Below are 24,022 nucleotides of genomic sequence, written 5' to 3'. Positions count from 1 at the left end.
CTTCGCGATTCACTTGTCCGGCGCGACTCCCCGCCGGCCCGCCCGACGACGCCTCAGAGCGTCGCGACCAGGAAAACCACCACCACGACCGCCAGCGCGACGAGGCCCCAGAGCATCGGCCCGGACGGTCCGGCCTTGACGGCCGCCGCCTCGACGCGCTCCTCGACCTTGCGCTCCGCGGCCTCCGCCGCGTGGACGACGCGCTCCAACGCGTCCTCCTTGGCCGCGACCTCGCCGCCCTCGAGGGCGACGGGACCGGGATCCACCGCCGCCGGCGCGCTCGCCGCGGCTTCGGGCGCCGCCGCTGCGGCGGCCGCCCCGACCTTCTCGGTGAAGGCGGAGAAGAACTGGTCCGCCATCATCTTGGCGGTGCCGTCGATCAGCCGGCTGCCGAGCTGGGCCAGCTTGCCGCCGACCTGCGCCTTGGCGGTATAGGCGAGCAGCGTGCCGTCGCCGTCCTCGGTCAGCTTGACGTCGGCACCGCCCTTGGCGAAGCCGGCGACGCCGCCCTGGCCCTCGCCCACGATCGAATAGCCGTTCGGCGCATCGACGTTCTCGAATCGCACCTTGCCGGAGAACTTGGCCTTCACCGGCCCGATCTTGGCGACCACGGTCGCCGTCATCTCGTCGCCCGTCGTCTCCAGGCTCTCGCAGCCGGGAATGCAGGCTTTCAGGGTTTCCGGATCGTTCAGCGCGGCCCACACCGTTTGGCGCGGCGCCGGAATCCGGTATTCGCCCGTCATGTCCATGGGCTGGTCGACCTCCCGCCTCGTCGTTCTTGCGCCAAGCCCGGCGCCCCCTCTCCGCACGCGACGGTATCCGCGGCCGACCGGGCCGGGGAATTGTACTTTCGGTCTCCGCGAAGGTCACCCCGTCTCGAGCGCCGGCGCCGCGGCGAGGAGGGGCGGCGGTGCGGCGACGCCGTCGCCGCGGGAATCTTGCGTCCCGGCGAAAATGCATCCCATATGGAAGGATCGGGAGTGCGGACCTGGAGGGGTCCCTGGAGGGGTCGTGGACACGACGCGCGAGCCCGGGCGGGAGTTCGCCTGCGGCATCAGGACCATCACGCTGTCGGAGGCCGGCCTCGACGAGGCCATGGCCGTTTTGACGCACGACCTGCCGCAGGCCGTGCCGTCCTTCCTGCTCGTCTTCTTCACCGCCCGCTACGACGCCGCCGCCCTCGCCGACGCGCTGGCGAAGGCCTATCCCGGGGTTCCGGTCGCCGGCTGCTCCACCGCCGGCGAACTCTCTGCGGAGGGGCTCACCGAAGGCGGTCTCGTGGTGATCGCCTTCCCGCGCCGCGGCTTCGACGTGGTGTCGGCGCTGATCCCCGACGTCGCCCGGCTGTCGGTGGAGCGCGGCTCCGAGGCGGTGGCACGGCTGCGCGCCGAACTCGCCCGCCGCCGCCCCAATGCCCGGCCGGGCCAGACCTTCGCGCTGTCGCTGATCGACGGCCTCTGCATGCGCGAGGAGGCGGTGGTCTCCTCGATCGACTGGGCGCTCGGCGAGATCCCGCTGGTCGGCGGCTCCGCCGGCGACGACCTCGCCTACCGTTCGACCACCCTCCTCCACGACGGCAAGGTGCACAGCGACGCCGCGGTGCTGATCCTGGTCCACACCGAGCTGCCGTTCCGGGTGTTCAAGTCGGACAACTTCGAGCCGACCGCCAACAAGCTGGTCGTCACCCATTCCGATCCGGGCCAGCGCACCGTCTACGAGCTAAACGCCGAGATCGCCGCCTACGAATACGCCATGGTCGCCGGGCTCGATCCCGGGCGCCTGTCGCCGTTCGGCTTCGCCGCCCACCCGATGGTGGTCCGGGTCGGCGGCGAGTATTTCTGCCGCTCGCCGCGCACCACCAACCCGGACGGCTCGCTGTCGTTCTTCTGCGCCATCGACGACGGCGTCGTGCTGACCGTCGCCAAGCCGGTCGACCTCGTCGAGAGCCTCGAGGTCGCGCTCGAACGCGTCGATCAGGACCTCGGCGGCGTCGACTGGATCCTCGGCTTCGACTGCGTGCTGCGCCGGCTCGACGCCCAGAACCGGCAGGTGACGCACAAGATCTCGGACCTCTACCGTCGCCACAACGTGTTCGGCTTCAACACCTACGGCGAACAGTACCGCACCATGCACCTCAACCAGACCTTCACCGGCATCGCCATCGGCCGGGCGCGCGCGGCGCCGGCGACCGGGGAGCGTTGATGGACGAGCCGGCCACGACCTACGTGATCCGCCCGGCGGCGCCGCCCGTCACCGAGGTGGACGACCGCGAGGCGGTGCTGCTCGAGCGGATCCGGCGGCTCGAGAAGATCAACGCCGCGCTGATGGACCGGGTCGAGCGCTCGACCGACGTCCACGGCAACGCCTATTCGCTGTTCCAGACCGCGATCAACCTCGAGCTCCAGGTCCGCGCCCGCACCGACGAGTTGACGCAGGTGCTACGCCGGCTCGAGCAGTCCAACGAGGACCTGCGCCGCGCCAAGGAGCAGGCCGAGCAGGCCAACGCCTACAAGACCCGCTTCCTCGCCGCCGCCGGCCACGACCTCCTGCAGCCGCTCAACGCGGCGCGGCTGTCGGTGTCGGCGCTCGCCGACGTGCAGGAGGGCGAGGAGGGCCGCCGGCTGACCGGGCAGGTCGACCGCGCGCTCGGCACCATCGAGGATCTGCTCAAGACCCTCCTCGACATCTCCAAGCTCGACGCCGGCGTCGTCACCACCGAGGTCCGCCCCGTGGCGCTCGACGACCTGCTCGGCTCGCTCGGCTCGGACTTCGCGCCGATCGTGGCGCAGAAGGGCCTGAGGTTCCGCATCCGGCCCTCCGGCCTCCACGTCGCCTCGGATCCGCAGCTGTTGCGGCGGATCCTGCAGAACCTGATCTCCAACGCCGTGCGCTACACCGCCGCCGGCGGCGTGCTGGTCGGCGTGCGCCGGGCCGGCGCCGGCTCCGTCCGGATCGACGTGGTCGACACCGGCGTCGGCATCCCCGCGGACGAGCAGGAGGCGGTGTTCGAGGAGTTCCGCCGCGGCAGCGCCCGCACCGCCGACGGCCAGACCGGCCTCGGCCTCGGCCTCGCGATCGTGCGCCGCATGGCCGACGCGCTCGGCCACGGTCTCCGGCTGCGCTCGGTCGCCGGCCGCGGCACGGTGTTCTCGGTGACGCTGCCGATTGCCCCGGCCCCCGCCCCGGCCGCGGCCGAGATGGTGGCGCGCGCCGCCCTCGGCAGCTTCGGCGTCGCCGGCGCGCGGGTGCTGGTGGTCGAGAACGATCCGGCGGTGATGCGCGCCACCGAGGCGCTGCTGACGCGCTGGCGCTGCCGGGTCGCGGCCGTTCGCGGGGTCGCCGACGCCGCCGACGTCGCCTCGACCGGCGGCGCCCCGGACATCGTGCTCGCCGACTTCCACCTCGACGCCGGCGAGACCGGCCTCGAGGCGGTCGAGGCGGTGCGCGCCCGTGCCGGCCGGCCGGTGCCGGCGGTGGTGGTGACCGCCAACTATTCCGAGGACGTCGCCCGCCGCGTCCGCGCAGCCGGCTGCGAGATCATGCAGAAGCCGGTCAAGCCGGCCGAACTGCGCGCGCTGATGGCGCACATCCTCGGCTGACGGCGCGAGGACGCGGGCCCGTTCAGCCGTCGGCTTCGGCGAGGACGTGGTCGAAGTCGATCTTGGAGGCCTCGATCACAGCCTGGGTGCGCGAGTAGACGCCGAGCTTGCGCAGGATCTCCGAGACGTGGGCCTTCACCGTGGTCTCGCCGACGGCGAGCTCGAAGGCGATCTGCTTGTTGAGGAGGCCCTGGCGCAGCATCTTGAGGACGCGCACCTGTTGCGGCGTCAGCGTCTTCAGCTTGGCGACGAGGTCGGCCTTGCCGTCGGGCGCCGCCGGCGCCGGTTCCGGAAGGTTGTCGGGCACGTAGACGTTGCCGGCCATGACCTCGCCGATGGCGCGGCCGAGTTCGTCGCGGCGGACCGACTTCGGGATGAAACCGGCGATGCCGTAGGACAGCGCCTCGCGGACGATGCGGCCGTCCTCCATGCCGGAGACCACCACGATCGGCAGCCGCGGGAAGGCGGTGCGGATCCTGAGCAGGCCGTCGAAGCCGCGGGCGTCGGGCATGGAGAGGTCGAGCAGCGCGAGGTCGACGGCGAGGCCGCCGCCGAGCAGAACCTCGGCCTGTTCGATCGAATCGGCCTCGCGGATCTCCGCGGCCGGCCAGTCCCGGTGGATGACGCTCTGCAGCGCCTCGCGGAACAGCGGGTGGTCGTCGACGATCAGAAAGCGGGTCATCGCGGGTCCTCGCCTCGCGGCAGCCATGACGGTCGGCGGCAGAGCCGTCCGACGCGGGACCCATGGTATCCGCGGGCGGCGCCCGCGGATACGGTGCTTTGGAACGAGACGGCGGCGCCGTCCCGGGGCGTCGGTTCAGACGATCCGGGCGAACTCGTCGAAGTCGAGGCGGGGATTGCGCGGGTAGAGCGCGGCGCGGTCGCCGTAGCCGAGGTTCATGACCATCAGCGTGCGCCAGCGCGTGCCGGCGAAGAAGGCGGCGTCGATGGCGGCGGCGTCGTAGCCGCCCATCGGGCCGACGTCGAGGCCGAGGGCGCGGGCGGCGGTGATCAGGTAGCCGGCCTGCAGGGCGGTGCTGCGGCTCGCCGAGAAGGCGAGGCGCTCGTCCGGCGCGCCGGCGTACCACGCGCGGGCGTCGACCTGCGGGAAGGTCTTCGGCAGGTTCTCGAAGAAGTCGAGGTCGTAGGCGACGATCACGTTGACCGGCGCCTTCTCGGTCTTGGCGCGGTTGCCCTCGGACATCAACGGAACCAGCTTGGCCTTGGCCTCGGCCGACTTCACGAACACGAAGCGGCCCGGCAGCGAGTTGGCCTCGGTCGGCCCGAGCTCGGCGAGGGTGGCGAGGGTGCGCAGCGTGTCGTCGGAGACCGGCGCGGCGGTAAAGCCGCTGAAGGTGCGGCCTTCGCGGAACAGGAGGTCGAGGCCGGCGTCGTCGAGCGGGGCGGCCTTGGCGTTGGCGAGGGTATCCATGATGTGCGGCCTCGGAGGGGCGTTGCGGAAGGGAAAAATCGTCGCCTCCCATCTAGAGGCCGCCGCGGACATGCGAAAGACCACGGACGGGCGACGGTCCGTTCACGTTCGGTGGACAGCCGGTTGTCGTTCCGGGGGCCGATTCACAGCACGCGCAGCGGGCTCTCGCCGTCGGCCTCGGCCGGCAGCGCCCATTTCAGCTTCGGCCAGACCGCGTTGCCGGCACCGAACACGCCGGCGAGTTCGGCGACGATGGCACGAGCCTCGGCGTCGAAGGCGCGCGCCTCCCGCTCGGACGGGAACAGCGGGACGCTCGGATCGAGATGGCCGGCGGCGTCCTGGAACGCCCGGTCGAAGCGCTCGATCCGGCGCAGGAGCGGCTCCGGCAGGCCGAGGCGGATGGGGTCGAGGTTGCGGTCGCTGTCGTGGTCCCAGAGCGGCCAGCAGCCGAGTTCCGGGGCGAGCCGGACGCGCTCCGGCGGCGTGTCGTCGGTGGCGGCGACGAGGTCGTCGAGGTCGATCCGGGCGGTGTCGGCCTTCGGGCGCCGGAACAGCACCCGGCCGGCGACCGCGAGGGCGAGGGCGGCGACGGCGAGGGCGGCGGCCGGCAGCGGCGCGTCGATCGGAGCGAGCCGGCCACCTCGCCAGAGCCAGACCACGAAGACCGTGGCGGCGAGCCAGCCGACGAAGGCGTTGGTGCTGCGCCGGCGGCCCTTGGCCTCGTCGGCGTCGGCGGGCGGAAAGGCGGCGCGCGCGAAGGCCAGCCAGCCGCCCTGCCCCGCGGCGCCGGCGAGGAAGAGCCAGGGCGACAGCCCGCTGCCGGCCGCCAGCGCCACGCCCGCGAGCACGGTGACCAGCGAACCGACGGTGAGGAACAGGGTGCGGACGCGGTTGCGCGTCGTACGGCGGCGGTGCTCGAGCACCGCGAGCATGCCGTCGAGCGTCAGGTCCATCGCGACCGCGCGCAGCGTCACCACGCCGCCGACGGCGTAGAAGACGCCGAGCGCCCGCGCCAGGACATCGACCGGATCGACCGCCACACCGCCCTCCCCACCATCACACCCGGACGTGGAGAAGACGGGAGTCGCGGCCGGCTTTCAAGCCTTCCGGCGGTCACGAGACCGCGCGGACCTCCTGGATCTCCGGCAGGAAGTGGCGCAGCAGGTTCTGGATGCCGTGGCGCAGCGTCGCGGTCGAGGACGGGCAGCCGGCGCAGGCGCCGCGCATGTTGAGGAACACCACGCCGTCCCGGTAGGAGCGGAAGGTGATGTCGCCGCCGTCGGCCGCCACCGCCGGGCGCACCCGCGTCTCCAGGAGTTCCTTGATGGTGTCGACGGTGTCCCGGTCGGCCGGATCGAACTCCTCGCCGGCGTCCTCGTCGGCCTCCTCGCCGGCGGCCAGGATCGGCGCGCCCGACATGAAGTGCTCCATGATGGCGCCGAGCACGGCCGGCTTCAGCCGCGCCCATTCGGCGTCCGCCTTGGTGACGGTGACGAAGTCGTAGCCGAAGAACACCGCGGTCACGCCGGGAACGGCGAACAGCGCGGTCGCCAGCGGCGATTCGCCGGCCTCGTCGAGGCTGCGGTATTCGCGCGGGGCGCCGTCGAGCACGACGCGGCCGGGCAGGAACTTCAGCGTCGCCGGGTTGGGCGTCGCTTCGGTCTGGATGAACATGTCGCCTCTCTCCGGGCCCTGCGCCCGTTTTGAACGGTTCTAGACAGCGAAGATAGCCGTTCGCGCGCCGGATTCAATCGCGGCCTCCGGCGTGGCCGTCGCGAGCGACCGGATTCCACCGCCTCGGGCTCAGGCCACGGCGGCGATGTCCTCGTCGGCGAGCGTGCCCGGCACGATGGTGACGGGGATGGGAAAGGCCGCCCCGGACTTGCCGGCGATCGAGGAGACCAGCGGCCCCGGGCCGTCGGTTCCGGTCGCGGCGGCGAGCACCAGGATGGCGATGTCGCGGTCCTCCTCGATCAGCGCATTGATCGCCTCGACCGGCTTGCCCTCGCGGATCACGAGTTCGGGATCGATCGCGGCGAGGGCGCGGACGCGCTCGGCCATGCGGGCGAGCCGGTCCTCGGCGTCGTCCATCGCCTCGGCGCGCATGATGTTCTCGACGCCGAGCCAGTGCTGGAAGTCGCCGGGCTGGATCACGTAGAGCAGCACCAGCACGCCGCCGGTGCGGGCGGCGCGGCTGGCCGCGTAGACCAGCGCGCGGTCGCACTCCGGCGTGTCGTCCACGACGGCCAGGAACTTGCGGCGGTGGCCCTCTTCCCGGGCGAGGCGCTTGGAGACCATGGCGGCGATCCTAGCGGCGGGCGGCGGGAGGAGGCAAGTCCGCCCCCTCCCGGAGATCGTGTCAGCGCCGGCGGCTGCGCAGGAAGCCGACGATGTCCTTGACGTCGTCCATCACCTTGGCGGCGATGGCGCCGGCGCGTTCGGAGCCGTCGGCGAGGACGGCGTCGATGTGGGCGGGATCGTCCATCAGCTCGCGCATGTGTCGGTTGATCGGCGCCAGCACGGCGACGGCGAGGTCGGCCAGCGCCGGCTTGAAGGCCGAGAACTGCGCCCCGCCGAACTCCGCCAGCACCGCCTCGCGCGTCGTGCCGGCGAGCGCGGCGTAGATGGTGACGAGGTTGTCGGCGTCGGCGCGGCCGGAAAGTCCGGCGACCTCGGACGGCAGCGGCTCGGAATCGGTGCGCGCCTTGCGCACCTTCTGCGCGATGGTGTCCTGGTCGTCGGTCAGGTTGATGCGCGAGTAGTCGGACGGGTCCGACTTCGACATCTTCTTGGTGCCGTCGCGCAGGCTCATCACCCGCGGCGCCGGGCCCTGGGTCAGCGGTTCGGGCAGCGGGAAGAAGCCCTCGTCGGGGTCGAAGCCGGCGGCGGCGACGCTGTCGCGGAAGTCGTTGTTGAACTTCTGCGCGATGTCGCGGGCGAGCTCGAGATGCTGCTTCTGGTCCTCGCCGACCGGCACCATGGTGGCGCGGTAGACGAGGATGTCGGCGGCCATCAGCGTCGGATAGGCGAACAGGCCGACCGAGGCGTTCTCGCGATCCTTGCCGGCCTTCTCCTTGAACTGGGTCATCCGGTTGAGCCAGCCCATGCGGGCGACGCAGTTGAACACCCAGGCGAGTTCGGCGTGCTCGGGCACCTGGCTCTGGTTGAAGACGACGTGCGCCTTCGGGTCGATGCCGGCGGCGAGGAAGGCCGCGGTGACCTCGCGGATCTGCTTCTTCAGGTCGGCCGGGTTCTGCCACACCGTGATCGCGTGCTGGTCGACCACGCAGTAGATGCAGTCGTGGTGGGCCTGCATCTCCACGAAGCGCTTGATCGCGCCGAGATAATTGCCGAGGTGCAGGTTGCCGGTGGGCTGGACGCCGGAGAAGACGAGAGGCTTGAACGCCATTGCCGGGGGACTCTGTTGGAGGGAGACCGCGTGGGGCCGTCGGCGCCGTCCGGGGCGTCGGCGGCGGCCGACCGCCTTATGCAGGTCCCGCCCCGCGACTTCAAGCGCCGCGGCGTTTCCGCGCCAGGATGGCGCGGCCGTAGCGGCGGACGTCCACCGCTCCGGTGGCGACCGCCGCGAGGCCGTAGACCACCATGCCGCCGGCGCAGAGCGCGGCGAGCGCGCCGCCGGAGACCAGTTCGCGCCGGTCGCGCAGCCAGGGTTCGGCGAAATCGGCGCCGACGACGAGGGCGGCGCCCATCAGGAGGCTGGCGATCGCCAGCAGCGTCAGGCGGCGCACCAGCAGCCGGTCGGCGGCGAAGTGGCCGCGGCGCACCAGCACCACCAGCAGCATCACCGCGTTGACGGTGGCGGCGAGCGAGGTCGCGGCGGCGATGCCGACGTGGCCGAGGAAGGGGAACAGCGCCAGCGAGCCGCCGACGTTGACCGCCAGCGAAATGCCGCCCTGCACCGTCGGCGTGCGGGTGTCCTCGCGGGCGAAGTAGCTCGGCTGGAACACCTTGATCGCCACGAAGGCCGGCAGGCCGGCCGAGAAGGCGGCCACCGCCCAGCCGGTGGCGAGCGTGTCCGCGGGCGTGAAGGCGCCGCGCTCGAACAGCACGCGCATGATCGTGAAGGGGATCGCCACCAGCGCCACCGTCGCCGGCAGCGTCAGGGCCATGGCGAACTCGAGGGCGCGGTTCTGGGTATGGTGGACGCTCTCGACCGTCTCGGTGCGCAGGCGCCGGGTGAGGTCCGGCAGCAGCACGACGCCGATGGCGACGCCGATGACACCGAGCGGCAGCTGGTAGATGCGGTCGGCGTAGTAGAGCCAGGACACCGCGCCGGCCTGCAGCGAGGCGATGATGGTGCCGACCACCACGTTGATCTGGGTGATGCCGCCGGAGATCACACCGGGGATGCCGAGTTGCACGAGGCGCCGGACGTTGTCGGTCCAGCGCGGCCGCAGCAGCGACACCGGGAAGCCGATCCACCACAGCGTGCCGGCGACCGCCAGGAGCTGGGCGAAGCCGGCGACGAACACCGCCCAGGACAGCGTGTAGGCCGCGTTCGGCGTGCCGGCCCAACCCGACCACCAGATCAGCCCGAGCGCCGCGACCAGCACGACGTTGAGCAGCGACGGCGCGAAGGCGGCGACGGCGAAGCGGCCGAAGGACTGCAGCATGCCCGCCGCCATCGCCGTCAGCGACATGCAGGCGAGATAGGGGAACATGATCCGGCTCATCGCCTCGGCGGCGGAAAACTTCTCCGGCTCGTCGGAGAAGCCGGGCGCGAGCACGACGACCAGGAGCGGCGCGGCGAGTTCGGCGATCACGGTGACCACGGTCAGCGTCAGGAGGAAGACCGCCAGGATCTCCTCGGCGAGCCGGCGCGCGCCGGCGTCGCCGCCTTCGGCGAGGGCGCGGGCGAACAGCGGCACGAAGGCGGCCGAGAAGGCGCCCTCGGCGAACAGGCGGCGGAACAGGTTCGGCAGCCGGAAGGCGACGAAGAAGGCGTCCGCGATCGGCCCGGAGCCGAGCATGTTGGCCATGAACACGTCGCGCACGAAGCCGAGCACGCGCGAGGACAGCGTCGCCATGCCGACGGTCGCGAAATTCTTGACGAGGCTCATGGGGCGCCGACCACCGCTGCCGTTGCAGGACCGGAGCATTCTCCGACCGAGTTGCACGACTTGGTCGAGGGGAGAATGCTCCAGTTCAGAGATTCTGGAGCGATTTCTCGTCGACCCGATAATTCCATCGGGTCGGAAAGCGCTCCGGACCGCGGGAGTAGCGCGTCGGCGCCGCGTTGGGAAGCGCCCCCGCTCACCCCGCCTTCTTCGCGGCCTTGGCCTCGCCGGTCTCGTCGAGCGCCTGGAGGATGCGCTTGCGGATGACGGTGTGCTTGGCGCTCGACTGGATCTTCTGGCGGGTGAGGTCGGTGACGTAGAAGACGTCGACCGCCCGCTCGCCGAAGGTCGCGACGTGGGCCGAGGCGATGTTGAGCGCGAGGTCGGAGATCGAGCGCGTCAGCTCGTAGAGCAGGCCCGGCCGGTCGAGGCTCGACACCTCGATCACCGTGAACTGCTCGGAGAGGTCGTTGTCGATCGTCACCTCGGTCGGCAGTACGAAGGCCTTCGGCGGCTTCTTCTGCTGGACGACGCGGCGCGCGATCATCTCGGGCAGGCGCTCGCGGCCCTCGAGGGCGGCCTCGATCAGCTTGGCGATGCGCTCGGCGCGGCGCAGTTCGTCCTCGTCGGCCGGGAACTCGCGGCTGACCATGATGGTGTCGAGGGCGAGGCCGTCGGTGGTGGTGAAGATCTGGGCGTCGACGATGTTGGCGCCGGCGGCGGTGCAGGCGCCGGCGAGCGTCGACAGGAGGCGCGGGTGGTCGGGGGCGACCACGGTGATCTCGGTGACGCCCTCGAAGGCGCGGGCGGTGAAGGCGGTGGCGAGGCGGCGGCCGGCCTCGTCGCTCTTCCGCAGGAGTTCGGCGTGGGCGATCTTGACCGGCAGGTCGACCCGCATCCAGTAGGGGTCGTAGTGGCGGGCGAGCGCACGCTCGCGCGCGGCCGCCGGCCAGTCGGCGAGGCTGGCGCCGAGTTCGGCCTTGGCGGCGGCGACGCGCTGGTCGCGCGAGAGCTGCGAGTGGCCGCCGAGCAGGAAGGGCTCGGTCTCGTAGTAGAGCGTGCGCAGCAGCTGGCCCTTCCAGCCGGTCCACACCCCCGGTCCGACGGCGCGGATGTCGGCGACGGTGAGGATCAGCAGGAGCTTCAGCCGCTCGATCGTCTGCACCACGGCGGCGAAGTCGCGGATGGTCTTGCGGTCGGCGAGGTCGCGCGACTGCGCCACGATCGACATGGTGAGGTGCTGCTCGACCAGCCAGGCGGTCAGTTCGGTCTCGGCCGGTGTGAAGCCGAAGCGCGGGCAGAGCCGGCGGGCGATCCGGGCGCCGGCGACCGAGTGGTCCTCGGGGCGGCCCTTGGCGATGTCGTGCAGGAACAGCGCGACGTAGAGTTCCCTGCGGTGCTGGATCTTGCGGATCAGGTCGGTGGCGAGCGGGTGCTCGCCGCCGCCCTCGCCGCGCTCGATCGCCGCGAGGATGCCGATGGCGCGCAGCGTGTGCTCGTCCACCGTGTAGTGGTGGTACATGTTGAACTGCATCATCGCGACGACCTTGCCGAAGTCGCCGATGAAGCGGCCGAGCACGCCGGTCTCGTTCATGGAGCGCAGCACGGTCTCGGCGTGCTTGCGCGACGTCAGGATCTCCAGGAACAGCCGGTTGGCTTCCTCGTCGTCGCGCAGGCGCGCGTCGACGAGGCGCAGCGAACGGGTGATCAGCTTCAGCGCGTCCGGGTGGAAGTCGAGGCCGGACTTGTCGGCGACGTGGAAGATGCGCAGCAGGTCGACCGGGTCGCGCTCGAACACGCCGTCGTCGGCGATGCCGAGCCGCTCGTTCTCGACCACGAACTGCGGCGTGTCCGGCAACGACTTGCGCCGGCGCCGGCCGGCGCGGCCGAACACGCGGTCGAGCACCGGGATCGGCTTGGCGTGGGTCTCCTCGAGGGCGGCGCAGAAGATGCGGGTGAGGTCGCCGACGTCCTTGGCGACCAGGAAATAGTGCTTCATGAAGCGCTCGACCGGCGACAGGCCGGGGTGGCCCTGGTAGCCGAGCAGCGCGGCGATCTCGCGCTGCCACTCGAAGCCGAGGCGGTCGTCCGGGCGGCGGGTCAGGTAGTGGAGGTTGCAGCGCACCGCCCAGAGGAAGTCCTCGCACTTGTGGAAGCGCGCCATCTCGGCCTTGGAGAACACCCCGCGGGCGACGAGGTCGCCGGTGTCGTCGGTCTCGTAGAAGTACTTGGCGATCCAGAACAAGGTGTGGAGGTCGCGCAGGCCGCCCTTGCCCTCCTTGACGTTGGGCTCGACCAGGTAGCGCGAGGTGCCCTGGCGGCGGTGGCGCTCGTCGCGCTCGGCGAGCTTGGCCAGGATGAACTCGGGCCCGGTGCCCTTGACCACCTCGGCCGAGAAGCGCTGCCGGAGTTCGGCGAACAGCGCCTCGTCGCCCCAGATCCGCCGGGCCTCGAGCAGGGCGGTGCGGATCGTCATGTCGGAGCGGGCGAGGCGGATGCACTCGTCGACGCGGCGGGTGGCGTGACCGACCTTCAGCCCGAGGTCCCACAGCATGTAGAGCACGTATTCGACGACGCTCTCGCCCCAGGGCGTCTGCTTGTAGGGCAGCAGGAACAACAGGTCGATGTCGGAAGCGGGACCGAGCGTGCCACGGCCGTAGCCGCCGACGGCGGCCAGCGTCATGTGCTCGGACGACGAGGGGTTGTCGACCTTGAAGACGCGTTCGACGGCGTGGTCGTAGACGATGCGGATGATGGTATCCATCATCGCCGACAGCCGCTCGGCGCAGCGCATGCCGTGGCGCTCCTCGACCAGCAGCAGGCGTGCCTTCTCGCGGCCCTCGGCGTTGACGCGCTTCAGGACGGCGAGGATGCCGGCGCGCGGATCGGTCGCCCGGCCGTCGCGCCGCGTCCCCCCGCTCGCCGCGCACAGCGCCGCGATCTCGGCGCGCACCGCCGCCTCGTCGATCAGAATGCCCGTGTCGGCCGCTCTCGTCATCGAATGCACCAGTCGTTCGGTCGGGGCCGAACCTAGGCGGAAATGGTGAAGATCGCCACCCACGCGCTTCCGGCCCACAACGAGGGTGTCGACGACGATCGATGCGTCTTGGACGCGTATGATTGCCCTGGACGACGATCGATGATGGGTTCATTGTCGCTCCCGTTCCTCATGGTTGCGGGAGGGCGACCGGATGCAGACCAAATACGGTTTCACCGCCATGACGGTGGCGGAGTTCCAGGCGTGGCTGCCGACCATCTCGGTGACGCGGGCTTTGGCACGGGTCCAGGAGCACCACACGTGGAGCCCGGCCTATGTCCATTTCAACGGGGCCAACCACTTCGAACTCCAGAAGGGCATGAAGGCCCATCACGTCGGCAACAACGGCTGGTCCGACATCGGCCAGCACTTCACGATCTTCCCCGACGGCGTCGTGATGACCGGCCGGCCGCTGGCGAACACCCCGGCCTGCATCTACGGTCGAAACGCCGGTTCGATCTGCATCGAGAACCTCGGCAACTTCGACCAGGGCCACGACGCCATGACGACCGCCCAGCGCGACGCCATCGTGGCCGTCACCGCCGCGCTGCTGAAGCGCTTCGGCCTCGGCGCGCCCGACACCGACAACGTCGTCTACCACCACTGGTACGACCTCAACACCGGCGCCCGCACCAACGGGCTGTCGGGCTCGACGAAGTCCTGCCCGGGCACGGCCTTCTTCGGCGGCAACAAGGTGCCCGACTGCCAGGCCAACTTCCTGCCGCTGGTCGCCGCCGCGATGGGGGTGGCGACGCCGCCGCCGCCCGTGGACCGCTACGCCCGCGTCACGTCGGCGACGCTGACGATCCGCTCCGGACCGGGAACGGCCAACCCGCCGGTTCCGGGCGTCCCGCCCGCCAAGCTCGGCACCATCCTCAGGGTGTACGAGGAAAAGAGCGGCTGGCTCAGGATCTCGGCGTCGAAGCAGGAATGGGTGTCGGGCACCTACACCGCGACGGTGACGCGGCGGCGCGTCACCACGCCGGACTCCAACGGCCGCACCGGTCCGGGCACGCAGTACCCGGTCGTCACGGTGTTCCAGAAGGACGAGGTCGTGTTCGTCCACGAAACGTCCGGCGGCTGGTCGCGCGTCGACTTCGATCAGGTCTGGGTATCCTCGTCCCTGCTCGCCTGAGCGGGGAGCCCGGCGCGCGGCAGCGGGTCGCCCCCGTCCCGGCCGCAGCCGCTCAGTCCCTCCGCGCTCGGGCGCGGAGGGACTTGAGGCGGTAGAGCGCGTCGATCGCCTCGCGCGGGGTGAGGTCGTCGGGCGCGAGCGCGTCGAGGGCGGCGAGGAGTTCCGTCTCGGCCGGGTCGGGCGCCGCGGCCGGAGCCGGGGCGCGGCGGCGGGCGGCGGAGAACAGCGGGAGGTCGTCGAGGATGGCCGCGGCCTTGCCGCCGTCGGTGCGCTCGAGTTCGGCGAGCACGGCGCGGGCGCGCTCGACCACCGCCGGCGGAAGGCCGGCGAGCTTGGCGACCTGGATGCCGTAGGAGCGGTCGGCGGCGCCGGGCACGATCTCGTGCAGGAACACGACGTCGCCCTTCCACTCCTTGACCTTCACCGTGGCGTTGACGATGCGGGGCAGCCGCTCGGCGAGCGCGGTGAGCTCGTGGTAGTGGGTGGCGAACAGCGCGCGGGCGCGGTTGACCTCGTGCAGGTGCTCGATGGTCGCCCAGGCGATCGACAGGCCGTCGAAGGTGGCGGTGCCGCGGCCGATCTCGTCGAGCACCACGAAGGCGCGCGGGCCGGCCTGGTTGAGGATCGCCGCGGTCTCGATCATCTCGACCATGAAGGTGGAGCGGCCGCGCGCGAGGTCGTCGGCGGCGCCGACGCGGCTGAACAGGCGGTCGACCACGCCGATCCGGGCCTGCCGGGCCGGCACGAAGCATCCGGCCTGGGCCAGCACCGCGATCAGGGCGTTCTGGCGCAGGAACGTCGACTTGCCCGCCATGTTCGGGCCGGTGACGAGCCAGAGCCGGCCGGCGTCCTCGCCGCCGAGGCGGGCGTCGTTGGCGACGAAGCTCGCGCCCTCCTCCTTCAGCACCTGCTCGACCACCGGGTGGCGGCCGGCCTCGACGTCGAAGGCGAGGCTGTCGTCGACGCGCGGGCGGACCCAGCCCTCGGCGTCGGCGAGTTCGGCGAGGGCGGCGGCGACGTCGAGGGTGGCGAGCGTCGCGGCTGCCACCTTGATGCCCTCGCCGGCCTCGACCACGGCGGCGAGGAGGTCGGAGAAGACCGAGAGTTCGATCGCGAGCGCGCGCTCCGCCGCCGACGCGATCCGGCCCTCGAGCTGGCCGAGCTCGGTGGTGGAGAAGCGCACGCAGTTGGCGAGCGTCTGGCGGTGGATGAAGGTGCGCGCGAGCGGGTCGGACATCATCGCCGGGCCGTGGGCCGGCGGCACCTCGACGAAATAACCGAGCACGCCGTTGTGGCGGATCTTGAGGGCGCGGATCTCGGTCGTCTCGGCATAGGTCGCCTGCAGCGCCGCGATGACCTGCCGGCTGTCCTCCCTCAGCGCCCGGGCCTCGTCGAGGTCGGCGCGGAAGCCGCCGCGCACGAAGCCGCCGTCGCGCTTCAAGAGCGGCAGCTCGTCGGCGAGGGCGTCGGCGATGCGCTCGCCGAGCGCGTGCGGGGCGCCGGCGAGCCCGTCCACGATCGCGGCGATCTCGACGCCGCCGTGGCCGTGCGGGGCCAGCGCCGCGGCGAGCCGGTCGGCGACCTCGAGGCCGGCGGCGATGGCGGCGAGGTCGCGCGGGCCGCCGCGGTCGAGCGAGAGGCGCGTGAAGGCGCGCGCCATGTCCGGGGCGCGGGCGAGCGCCGAGCGCAGCGTGGTGCGCAGCCCGGTCTCGGCGACCAGGAGGTCGATGGTGTCGAGCCGGTCGCGGATCGCCGCGGTGTCGGTGAGCGGGGCGGCGATGCGTTCGGCGAGGAGGCGGGCGCCGGCACCGGTGACGGTGCGGTCGACGGCGGCGAGCAGGCTGCCGCGGCGCTCGCCGGAGAGAGTGCGCACCAGTTCGAGGTTGGCGCGGGTCGCCGCGTCGATCGCCATGACGCCGCCCTCGGCGTCGCGGGCGGGCGGGTCGAGCGGCGGCCGGCCGCCGACCTGGGTCTTCTCCACGTAGGCGACCACGGCGGCGGCCGCCGACAGCTCCAGCCGCGAGAAGGCGCCGAAGCCGTCGAGGGCGCGGACGCCGTAATAGGCGGCGAGGCGGTCGTGGGCGGTGGCGCCGTCGAAGAAGGCGCGCGGCACGGGGGCGACGGCGGCGCCGGAGGCCTTCCAGGTGCGGCGGAGCTCGTCCTCGTCGAAGAGGTTGTCGGGGACGAGCAGTTCCTTCGGCTCGACCCGGGCGAGCAGCGCCGGCAGTCCGGCGGCGGCGGTCTCGGCGAGGCGGAAGGCGCCGGTGGACATGTCGATCCAGGCGAGCGCGAAACGGTCGGTCGCGCCCTCCGATCCGCGCTGGCGGGCGACGGCGGCGAGGAAGTTGGAGCGGCGGGCGTCGAGGAGGGTCTCCTCGGTGAGCGTGCCGGGGGTGACGAGGCGGACGACGTCGCGCCGCACCACCGCCTTCGAGCCGCGCTTCCTCGCCTCGGCGGGATCCTCGAGCTGCTCGCAGACGGCGACGCGGTGGCCGAGGGCGATCAGGCGCTGCAGGTAGTCGTCGGCGGCGTGCACCGGCACGCCGGCCATCGGGATGTCCTGACCGAGGTGCTTGCCGCGCTTGGTGAGCGTGATGCCGAGGGCGCGCGAGGCGGTCTCGGCGTCCTCGAAGAACAGCTCGTAGAAGTCGCCCATCCGGTAGAACAGCAGGCAGTCCGGATTGGCGGCCTTGATCTCGACGTACTGCGCCATCACCGGCGTGACGTAACCGGCCTCGCCGGCGCTCTCCTCGATGGGCGCGATCTCGTTCATGGCGGCGGACGCTAGCAGATGGCGTCCGCCCGTTCACCCCGAACCGGGGCGGATTCCCGTGGAAAGCGCGGGGTTCAGCGCATCAGCCGGCTCGGGTCGGCCGCCGAGGGCGCGGTGCGGACGACCCGCAGCGGGTGGAGCGTCTCGTCCTCGCAGGCGTCGAGCGCGGCGCGGATCGCCGCCGGCAGGGTGCGCATCAGCGCGCCGACGGATCCCGGCAGCGCGTAGACCCTGACCGTGAGCACGAGGCCGTCGCCGGTGAGGCCGTCGACGAAGACGTCGGGCAGCGGCCGGTCGGAGATGCCCTCGACACCCTCGAGGCCCGAGGAGATCGCCGCCCGTGCCGCCGCGGCGTCGGCTTCCTTCGGCAGCGCGACCTCGACGGCGACGAGGCGGCCGTCGCCGCCGGCGTAGTTGCGCAGCGCCGTGTTCCAGAGCGTCTGGTTCGGCGCGAACACGGTGACGCCGTCGACGGTCTCGAGCCGGCAGGCGAACAGGCCGATCTCGCGGACGGTGCCCGCGATCGGCGCGGTGGCGACCTCGACGTAGTCCCCGATCCGGAACGGCCGCAGCCAGAGCAGCATGATGCCGGCGGCGATGTTGGTGAGCGTGCCCTGGAGGGCGAGGCCGACGGCGAGGCCGGCGGCGCCGAGCACGGCGAGCAGCGAGGCGGTCTGCACCCCGAGCTGGCCGAGCGCCCACACCGCCACCAGCACCACCAGCGCATAGCGTACCACCGAGGCGACGACGGGCTGCACGGTGGCGTCGACGTGGCCGGAGCGGCGCAAGAGGGCGAGCACGCCCCGGCCCGCCCAGTTGGCGAGGGCGACGCCGATCGCGAAGATCAGGAGAGCGACCACGAGCCGGGGCACGAAGGCCAGCGTCCAGGCGAGCGCGAGGTCGGCGAGACGGTCGAGTTCGGCGGCGGAGAAGGGGCCGTTCACGACGACGCCCCTTCCCGCCGGCACGGATCCAGGGTCGTTCGCCGCGGCGCGCGCGGTACGGACGGTGTCGTCATTGGTCGGTCCCTCGGGTCGGAGCCCCCCGGCTCCGGACATACGAATTTCCGCAATCGTGCGAGGGTTCCAGACGAGCGCGCGAGGACTATGGTTCCGGCGGTTCCCGCCCGCCCGGAGAAGCTCGCCATGCCCGGTTCCGATCCCGTCCTCCACGTCCACGGCGCCGCCGGCACGGTGACCGGCTCGTGCTTCCTGGTGGAGACGGCGCGCGCCCGCGTCCTCGTCGATTGCGGCATGTTCCAGGGCTCGAAGACGGAGAAGGAGCTGAACTACCGGCCGTTCCCGTTCGATCCGGCGACGCTCGACGCGGTGGTGCTGACCCACGCCCACATCGACCATGCCGGGCTGATTCCGAAGCTGGTGCTGGCCGGCTACCGCGGCCCGGTCCACGCGACGCCCGCCACGGTGGACCTCGCCTCGATCATGCTGCCGGACTCCGGCCACATCCAGGAGGTCGAGGTCGAGCAGCTCAACCGCCGCAACGCCCGCCGCGGCCGCGACCCGGTCGCGCCGATCTACCGCGCCGAGGATGCCGAGGCGGCCCTGACCCAATTCCGCGGCCTCGCCTGTGGACACTGGCAGACCGTCGCCGACGGTGTCCGGGTGCGGCTGTGGAACGCCGGCCATCTGCTCGGCTCGGCGTCGGTGGAGATGGAGGTCGAGGCCGGAGGCGGCCGGCGCCGGCTGCTGTTCTCCGGCGACCTCGGCCCCGACCACAAGCTGCTGCAGCACGACCCCGAGGCGCCCGCCGGCTTCGACTACGTGATCTGCGAATCCACCTACGGCGACACCGACCGCCCGGAGACCTCGCCGGAGAAGCGCCGCCGCGCGCTGCGCACCGTCGTCCGCGAGGCGATCCGGCCGTCGGGCGCGCTGCTGATCCCGTCCTTCGCGGTGGAACGGACCCAAGAGCTGCTGGTCGACCTCACCCACCTGATGGAGGCCGGCGAGATCCCGGTCGTGCCGCTGGTGATCGACAGCCCGCTCGCCACTCGCGCCTCGCGGGTGTTCGCGGCCCACGCCGGCGAGATCGAGGACGGCGCGACGCTGACCCGGGCGATGGCCGCGCGCAACGTGCGCTTCACCGAGAGCGTCGAGCAGTCGAAGGCGCTCGACCTCCTGCACGACTTCCACATCGTGATCGCGGCGAGCGGCATGTGCGAGGCCGGACGGATCCGGCACCGGCTGAAGAATTGGCTGTGGCGCGAGGAGGCCACCGTGCTGCTGGTCGGCTACCAGGCCGAGGGCACGCTGGGGCGCATCCTCGAGAACGGCGCGGCGACCGTCAGGATCCAGGGCGAGGAGATCAAGGTCCGCGCCCGGATCCGCTCGACGGACCTCTATTCCGGCCACGCCGACGGCCCGGAGCTCGCGCGCTGGGTCGCGGCGCGGGCGCCGATCGCCGCCGGCCTGTTCCTGGTGCACGGCGAGGGGCCGGCGCTCGCCGGCCTCGCGGCCCGCGTCGAAGGGACCGTTCCCGCCGCGCGCGTTCACGTCCCGACGATCGACGCGGCCTACGCCCTCGGCGAGCACGCCGCCCGCCCGCTCGGCGGCGCGGCGGCGGCACCCGCCCGGATCGACCCGCGGGCGAGCGGCCGGCAGGACTGGCACAACGAGCTCAGCCGGCTGATGCTCGACGTCCGGGACAAGGTCGGCGAAGCCGCCGACGAGCGCGCCCGCGCCGCGGTGCTGCGGCGGATCCGCCGCGCGCTCGAGGAGGGGTGAGCCCTGTCTCGTAAAGCCCCGACTCGTCGGGGCTTTACGAGGTTTCGGCCTTTCGGCCGGCGCCCGGTCGGGCGCTTCTCGCCCGCAAGGCTCCGACCACGGGTCGGACCTTTACGCGCTCGGTGAGAGCCCTCAGCGCCAGACCGCGACCGCCTTGTCGAAGCGGCGGTGGGTGCCGAGCTTCAGTTCGACCAGCACCCGCCAGATCTCCTCGGCGTCCTCGGCGAAGCGGAACAGCTCGACGTCGTCGGCCCGGATCATGCCGTGGCGGACCAGTTCCTCGAAGCGGATCACCGAGGTCCAGTAGTCGCGGTCGACCAGGACGACCGGCAGGCGGGTGCCCTTGTTGGTCTGGCCGAGGGTCAGCACCTCGAACAATTCGTCGAAGGTGCCGAAGCCGCCGGGGAACACCACCAAGGCGTTGGCGCGCATGGAAAAATGCATCTTGCGCATGGTGAAGTAGTGGAAGCGGAAGGTCAGCTCCGGCGTCGTCCAGGGGTTCGGCTGCTGCTCGTGCGGCAGGGTGACGTTGAAGCCGATGGTCGGCGCACCGGCGTCGCGGGCGCCGCGGTTGGCCGCCGCCATGATGCCGGGCCCGCCGCCGGTGGCGACGACGTTGTCGCGCACGCCGTCGACGGGGGCGAGCGCGCCGCCGCGCTCGGAGGCGATCCGGCCGAAGGCGCGCGCCTCGGCGTACCAGCGGGCGTGGCCGCCCGGGCCGTCCTCGGCGATCCTGGCCGAGCCGAACACCACGATGGTCGAGCGCACGCCCCAGGCGCGCAGCGCCAGCTCGACCTTCTCGTACTCCAGCATGAAGCGGGCGCCGCGCAGGGCGTCCGACAGGATGAAATCCGGGTCGAGCGCGGCGAGCCGGTAGGAGGGGGAGTTCTTCTGGGCGGTGTTGTCCGGGTCGTCGGACATGGCGTCGGGCCTTCGCGGAACGGGGACTGGCGCGGCCCCGAATCGCCGTCGGGGGCGTCCGGGTCCACCGCCGCGAGACTTGCCCGCGCGGCGGGGCGCTGTCACCGTCGGCGGACACCCGATCCCGCTCACGAACGGACGGCCCCATGAGCACCGCCCTCCTCGCCGCCCTCGCCCGCAACAACGCCTTCGCCAACCGGCGAATCGGCGCCGCCCTGGCGCGCCTCTCCGCGGCGGAGTTCGCGGCGGCGCGGACCGGCTTCTTCCCGTCGCTGTTCGAGACGGCGAACCACGTGCTCGAGGTCGACCTCTACTATCTCGACGCCCTCGAGGGCGGCGGGCGCGGGCGGGCGGTGTTCGACGACTTCCGGCCCCACCACGACCCGGTCGTGCTCGCCGCCGCGCAAGGCGAGGCCGACCGGCGGCTGGTCGCCTTCTGCGACGGCCTCGGCGAGGCCGACCTCGCCCGCCGCGTGCCGACCGACCGCGGCCCCGGCCGGATCGTGCCGGAGCGGGTCGACGCGCTGCTGCTCCACCTCTTCCAGCACCAGATCCACCACCGCGGCCAGCTGCACGCGATGCTGGCCGGCACGGCGGTGGCCCCGCCCCAGCTCGACGAGTGGCTGCTCGACCACGACGCGGAGGCCCGCCTGGCGGACGAGGCCGACCTCGGCCTCTCCGGCGGCGTGCCCCCGGTCGCGGCGGCCCCGGAGGGCCCGTCTCCCGTCAGGGCGCGGTGAGGATGCCCTCGAGAGTCGTCGGCGCGATGCCGAAATTGCGCACCAGCATCAGCTTGCCCTGGCCGTTGGCGGTGAGCTCGGACACGTTGCCCTCGTAGCCGCGCTCGCCCTTGAACAGCATCTTGGCGGCCGCCCGAGGCTTGCCGTCGGCCCCGAAGCTGCGCACCCAGTAGGACCGCGGCCGCCCTTCCACCGGGCCGCCGTTGTTGATCCAGGACAGCGCGAAACCGCCGTCGGAAAGCGCCACGACCTCCGGGGCGACCTGCTCTTCCTTGGCGCTCGCGTGGGCGCGCATCTCCTTGCCGACGGGAACGCCGTTGGCCGACAGCACACGGTACTGGACGTCGAAGGCGTCGTCGCGGTCGGTGCTGCCGATGCGCGTCCAGGTCACCACGATGCGCCCGCTCTGCAGCCGCGCCGCCTCGACCTGGGCTTCGGCCTGCTGGCCGCCAGAGCCGATCGGCATGGTCTGCTGGTTGATCCGCCGCGCCGCGGCAGCCGGCACGCCGGTCGCGCTCACCGGCACGACGTAGACGTTGCCGTCGGCGCGGTTGCGGTAGGCGACCAAGGCGCCGCCCCCGGCGACGTCGACGGCGGTGAAGTCGGACGCGCCGGTCGCCACGTAGCTGGCGCGCGGGCCCGGCACGTAGGTCGGGCCGGCGATCACCTTGAGATCCGGGCCGATCGTAGTGACGGCGACGCGCTTGTAGGCCGTCGTCCCCACGAGCTCGAAACGATAGGTGACCAGCGCGAACTTGCCCCCGGCGAGCGGGACCACGTCCATGTTGGCCTCGGCCGGCCGGTCCGTGGCCGCGGCGAGGAAGGTCTTCTCCGCCTCGAGCTTGCCCGTCGCGGTGTCGCCGACGCGCGCGACGATGCCGGTCGTCGCCGGACGCATCCAGAAGGCCGTCACCTTGCTGCCGCTGCCCTGCGGGATCGCGACCGGATCGAACAGGCCGCCGGCCTGGGTGTCGAACACGAGTTCCTTGCCGGCGCGCTTGCCGTCCGGCGTGAACTGACGGGCCCGGACCGTCATGGCGACCGTCGGCGAGAGCACGATGCGGGTGTAACCGACTACGAAGCCGGCCGGGTTGCCCATCGCCTCGCCCACGGCGTCGATCGACTTGCCGTCGGGCAGCGTCAGTCCGATCGCGCCCGCGGGCGACGCGCCGGCGAGGACGGAGGCGGTCAGGAGGGCGGCAGCGAAACGCGTGGACGTCATGAACGGAAGCTCCCCGGGCGATGCGTGTCGATTTGTAACCGACGTTACCGCCGGGTCAACGACGACGGCCTCCGGGAAAGTCCCCGATAGCCGAAAGTCCGAGCGCGTCGGCGCGGTCACGGCGGCGGGACCGCGACGCCCTCGATCCTCTGGCCATACCCGAAGCCCCGGTCGTAGATCAGCATCTGCCCGGAGCCCGCGGCCGTCAGTTCGGTGCCGCTCGACACGACGCCTCCGACCGGGATGTCGAACCCGTAGGGCGCGGTGACGGGCGTGCCGTCCGGCGCGAAGTGGCGCGTCCAGTAGCGCCCGCCACCGGTCCAGGCGATCGTGAAACCGCCGCCCGGCAGCGGCACCACCTCGGGCCCGATCCGATCCTCCACGACATCCGCGTCGACCGAACGCTCGTCGGCCACCGGCACGCCGCGCGACGACAGCAGGCGGTAGCGCACGTCCAGCGTCGCGTTCCACTGACTGCCGGACAAGCGCAACCAGACGACGACGACGCGACCATCGGCGAGTTGGGCCGCCTCGACCTGGTAGTGCATCGGGGCGTCGATACGGCCCTTCGGCATCGTGGTCGGGTTCACGCGGACCGCCGTCGCCGCCACGGCCCCGGTGGCGCCCACCGGTACGGCGTAGACGTTGCCGTCGAAGCGGTTGCGGTAGACCACCATGGCGCCGCCGGACTTCAGCCCGATCACCGAGAAGTCCTTGGCCGAGACGTTCTTGAAGGGGGCGGGCGGGCCGGGCAAGAAGGTCGGCTTCGAGATCGGCTGCAGCGCCGCGTTCAGCACCGAGACCGCGAGGCGCCGGTGGAAGCCGGCGGAAAGGTCGAACCGGTAGGCGACGACGGCGGTGCGCCCGCCCGCCATCGCCGCGGCGTCGACGTGGGGCTCGCCGATCACGGTCATCACCGTCTTCACCGGCCCCAGGGCGCCGGTGGTCGTGTCGCCGGTGCGGCCGAACACGCCGTCGTTCGCGTAGGCCCAGAACCCCGCGAGCCGCGATCCGCCCGGGGCCACGACCACCGGGTTGTACATGGGCCACTCGTTGTCGTGGCGGACCTCGCGGAAGAGAACCAGTTCCCGGGCGACGGCCGCGCCGGCCGGCGTGAACTGGCGGACGCGGACGGAGTGGTCGGCCTCGTGGAAGACCCGGCGCTGCCAGACGAGCAGGAAGCCGGCGGGGTTTCCGGCGGGATCTCCGGCGATGTCGGTCACCTCGTCGTCACCTTGGGTCAGCACGACCGCGGCGGCGGGCGTGGCGGCGAGGACGGCGGCGGTGAAGAGCGCGGCGGCGAGATGCGGGCACGTCATGGACGGTGGCTCCCCCGGCGAA

Annotated in this window: 19 protein-coding genes; 5 read left to right on the top strand and 14 right to left on the bottom strand. The window is 72.2% G+C overall.

Features of this window, described 5'->3' with window-relative positions:
• Positions 1-53: 53 nt before the first annotated feature.
• Positions 54-749: an SRPBCC family protein gene (locus EDD54_RS17995; protein ID WP_126539500.1), complete on the bottom strand. Its 696-nt coding sequence runs from the start codon at positions 747-749 to the stop codon at positions 54-56.
• A gap of 262 nt (positions 750-1,011) precedes the next feature.
• On the opposite strand from EDD54_RS17995, the gene EDD54_RS17990 reads away from it, so the two are divergent.
• Both EDD54_RS17990 and EDD54_RS17985 read left to right on the top strand, forming a co-directional pair.
• Positions 1,012-2,202, top strand: a complete 1,191-nt coding sequence (locus tag EDD54_RS17990) for an FIST N-terminal domain-containing protein (RefSeq protein ID WP_245515818.1) — start codon at positions 1,012-1,014, stop codon at positions 2,200-2,202.
• A complete protein-coding gene (locus EDD54_RS17985) occupies positions 2,202-3,599 on the top strand; it encodes an ATP-binding response regulator (RefSeq protein WP_126539502.1) in 1,398 nt (465 codons plus the stop codon). The genes EDD54_RS17990 and EDD54_RS17985 overlap by 1 nt, the downstream gene beginning before the upstream one ends.
• 22 nt (positions 3,600-3,621) lie before the next feature.
• Here EDD54_RS17985 and EDD54_RS17980 read toward each other — a convergent pair whose 3' ends face one another.
• From EDD54_RS17980 to EDD54_RS17945, 8 genes are all read right to left on the bottom strand, one after another.
• Entirely contained in the window at positions 3,622-4,281 is a 660-nt protein-coding gene (locus tag EDD54_RS17980) for a response regulator (protein ID WP_126539504.1), read from the bottom strand.
• A gap of 135 nt (positions 4,282-4,416) precedes the next feature.
• The gene (locus EDD54_RS17975; RefSeq protein ID WP_126539506.1) at positions 4,417-5,031 is read right to left on the bottom strand and encodes a malonic semialdehyde reductase; all 615 of its coding nucleotides are present in this window, start codon (positions 5,029-5,031) and stop codon (positions 4,417-4,419) included.
• Between the two features lie 143 nt (positions 5,032-5,174).
• Positions 5,175-6,071, bottom strand: a complete 897-nt coding sequence (locus tag EDD54_RS17970; RefSeq protein WP_126539509.1) for a hypothetical protein — start codon at positions 6,069-6,071, stop codon at positions 5,175-5,177.
• 73 nt (positions 6,072-6,144) lie between these two features.
• On the bottom strand, positions 6,145-6,705 hold the full coding sequence (locus tag EDD54_RS17965) for a NifU family protein (RefSeq protein WP_126539511.1): 561 nt from the start codon (positions 6,703-6,705) through the stop codon (positions 6,145-6,147).
• Between the two features lie 129 nt (positions 6,706-6,834).
• A complete protein-coding gene (locus tag EDD54_RS17960; protein WP_126539513.1) occupies positions 6,835-7,329 on the bottom strand; it encodes a universal stress protein in 495 nt (164 codons plus the stop codon).
• A gap of 61 nt (positions 7,330-7,390) precedes the next feature.
• Positions 7,391-8,440 (bottom strand): tryptophan--tRNA ligase, encoded by a 1,050-nt coding sequence (trpS, locus tag EDD54_RS17955; protein WP_126539515.1) that lies wholly within the window; start codon positions 8,438-8,440, stop codon positions 7,391-7,393.
• A gap of 100 nt (positions 8,441-8,540) precedes the next feature.
• Complete coding sequence (murJ, locus tag EDD54_RS17950) at positions 8,541-10,112, bottom strand: murein biosynthesis integral membrane protein MurJ (protein ID WP_126539517.1); 1,572 nt, start codon at positions 10,110-10,112, stop codon at positions 8,541-8,543.
• 193 nt (positions 10,113-10,305) lie between these two features.
• Positions 10,306-13,107, bottom strand: a complete 2,802-nt coding sequence (locus EDD54_RS17945; protein ID WP_126539519.1) for a [protein-PII] uridylyltransferase — start codon at positions 13,105-13,107, stop codon at positions 10,306-10,308.
• A 193-nt stretch (positions 13,108-13,300) separates the two neighbouring features.
• Here EDD54_RS17945 and EDD54_RS17940 point away from each other — a divergent pair, with 193 nt between their 5' ends.
• On the top strand, positions 13,301-14,281 hold the full coding sequence (locus EDD54_RS17940; RefSeq protein ID WP_126539521.1) for an SH3 domain-containing protein: 981 nt from the start codon (positions 13,301-13,303) through the stop codon (positions 14,279-14,281).
• Between the two features lie 52 nt (positions 14,282-14,333).
• On the opposite strand, the gene mutS is transcribed toward EDD54_RS17940, so the two are convergent.
• Positions 14,334-17,054: a DNA mismatch repair protein MutS gene (gene mutS / locus EDD54_RS17935; RefSeq protein ID WP_245515817.1), complete on the bottom strand. Its 2,721-nt coding sequence runs from the start codon at positions 17,052-17,054 to the stop codon at positions 14,334-14,336.
• A gap of 74 nt (positions 17,055-17,128) precedes the next feature.
• Positions 17,129-17,998: a mechanosensitive ion channel family protein gene (locus EDD54_RS17930; RefSeq protein ID WP_245515816.1), complete on the bottom strand. Its 870-nt coding sequence runs from the start codon at positions 17,996-17,998 to the stop codon at positions 17,129-17,131.
• Between the two features lie 201 nt (positions 17,999-18,199).
• Here EDD54_RS17930 and EDD54_RS17925 point away from each other — a divergent pair, with 201 nt between their 5' ends.
• A complete protein-coding gene (locus EDD54_RS17925) occupies positions 18,200-19,798 on the top strand; it encodes an MBL fold metallo-hydrolase (protein ID WP_126539525.1) in 1,599 nt (532 codons plus the stop codon).
• Positions 19,799-19,930: 132 nt separating this feature from the next.
• Here EDD54_RS17925 and EDD54_RS17920 read toward each other — a convergent pair whose 3' ends face one another.
• Positions 19,931-20,719 carry an LOG family protein gene (locus tag EDD54_RS17920; RefSeq protein WP_126539527.1) on the bottom strand — a complete coding sequence of 263 codons (789 nt, stop codon included), beginning with the start codon at positions 20,717-20,719 and terminating at the stop codon, positions 19,931-19,933.
• Positions 20,720-20,865: 146 nt separating this feature from the next.
• Between EDD54_RS17920 and EDD54_RS17915 the strand changes: the two genes are divergently transcribed.
• Positions 20,866-21,459 (top strand): DinB family protein, encoded by a 594-nt coding sequence (locus EDD54_RS17915; protein ID WP_126539529.1) that lies wholly within the window; start codon positions 20,866-20,868, stop codon positions 21,457-21,459.
• Here the strand turns inward: EDD54_RS17915 and EDD54_RS17910 are convergent.
• Together EDD54_RS17910 and EDD54_RS23095 are read right to left on the bottom strand one after the other, a co-directional pair.
• Complete coding sequence (locus EDD54_RS17910; protein ID WP_126539531.1) at positions 21,446-22,681, bottom strand: hypothetical protein; 1,236 nt, start codon at positions 22,679-22,681, stop codon at positions 21,446-21,448. The genes EDD54_RS17915 and EDD54_RS17910 overlap by 14 nt on opposite strands.
• Positions 22,682-22,797: 116 nt before the next feature.
• Positions 22,798-24,000, bottom strand: a complete 1,203-nt coding sequence (locus EDD54_RS23095; RefSeq protein ID WP_165644693.1) for a hypothetical protein — start codon at positions 23,998-24,000, stop codon at positions 22,798-22,800.
• Between the last annotated feature and the right edge of the window lie 22 nt (positions 24,001-24,022).

This window comes from Oharaeibacter diazotrophicus (genome assembly GCF_004362745.1).
In the GTDB taxonomy this organism is placed as follows: domain Bacteria; phylum Pseudomonadota; class Alphaproteobacteria; order Rhizobiales; family Pleomorphomonadaceae; genus Oharaeibacter; species Oharaeibacter diazotrophicus.
This window is presented reverse-complemented; position numbering and strand designations above follow the sequence as displayed.

Bases quoted from the DNA above. Each gene is read 5' to 3' on its own strand.
- EDD54_RS17995 (WP_126539500.1), bottom strand. From the start codon at position 749: ATGGACATGACGGGCGAATACCGGATTCCGGCGCCGCGCCAAACGGTG.
- EDD54_RS17985 (WP_126539502.1), top strand. From the start codon at position 2,202: ATGGACGAGCCGGCCACGACCTACGTGATCCGCCCGGCGGCGCCGCCC.
- EDD54_RS17980 (WP_126539504.1), bottom strand. From the start codon at position 4,281: ATGACCCGCTTTCTGATCGTCGACGACCACCCGCTGTTCCGCGAGGCG.
- EDD54_RS17975 (WP_126539506.1), bottom strand. From the start codon at position 5,031: ATGGATACCCTCGCCAACGCCAAGGCCGCCCCGCTCGACGACGCCGGC.
- EDD54_RS17965 (WP_126539511.1), bottom strand. From the start codon at position 6,705: ATGTTCATCCAGACCGAAGCGACGCCCAACCCGGCGACGCTGAAGTTC.
- EDD54_RS17960 (WP_126539513.1), bottom strand. From the start codon at position 7,329: ATGGTCTCCAAGCGCCTCGCCCGGGAAGAGGGCCACCGCCGCAAGTTC.
- trpS (WP_126539515.1), bottom strand. From the start codon at position 8,440: ATGGCGTTCAAGCCTCTCGTCTTCTCCGGCGTCCAGCCCACCGGCAAC.
- murJ (WP_126539517.1), bottom strand. From the start codon at position 10,112: ATGAGCCTCGTCAAGAATTTCGCGACCGTCGGCATGGCGACGCTGTCC.
- EDD54_RS17945 (WP_126539519.1), bottom strand. From the start codon at position 13,107: ATGACGAGAGCGGCCGACACGGGCATTCTGATCGACGAGGCGGCGGTG.
- EDD54_RS17940 (WP_126539521.1), top strand. From the start codon at position 13,301: ATGCAGACCAAATACGGTTTCACCGCCATGACGGTGGCGGAGTTCCAG.
- mutS (WP_245515817.1), bottom strand. From the start codon at position 17,054: ATGAACGAGATCGCGCCCATCGAGGAGAGCGCCGGCGAGGCCGGTTAC.
- EDD54_RS17925 (WP_126539525.1), top strand. From the start codon at position 18,200: ATGCCCGGTTCCGATCCCGTCCTCCACGTCCACGGCGCCGCCGGCACG.
- EDD54_RS17920 (WP_126539527.1), bottom strand. From the start codon at position 20,719: ATGTCCGACGACCCGGACAACACCGCCCAGAAGAACTCCCCCTCCTAC.
- EDD54_RS17915 (WP_126539529.1), top strand. From the start codon at position 20,866: ATGAGCACCGCCCTCCTCGCCGCCCTCGCCCGCAACAACGCCTTCGCC.
- EDD54_RS17910 (WP_126539531.1), bottom strand. From the start codon at position 22,681: ATGACGTCCACGCGTTTCGCTGCCGCCCTCCTGACCGCCTCCGTCCTC.
- EDD54_RS23095 (WP_165644693.1), bottom strand. From the start codon at position 24,000: ATGACGTGCCCGCATCTCGCCGCCGCGCTCTTCACCGCCGCCGTCCTC.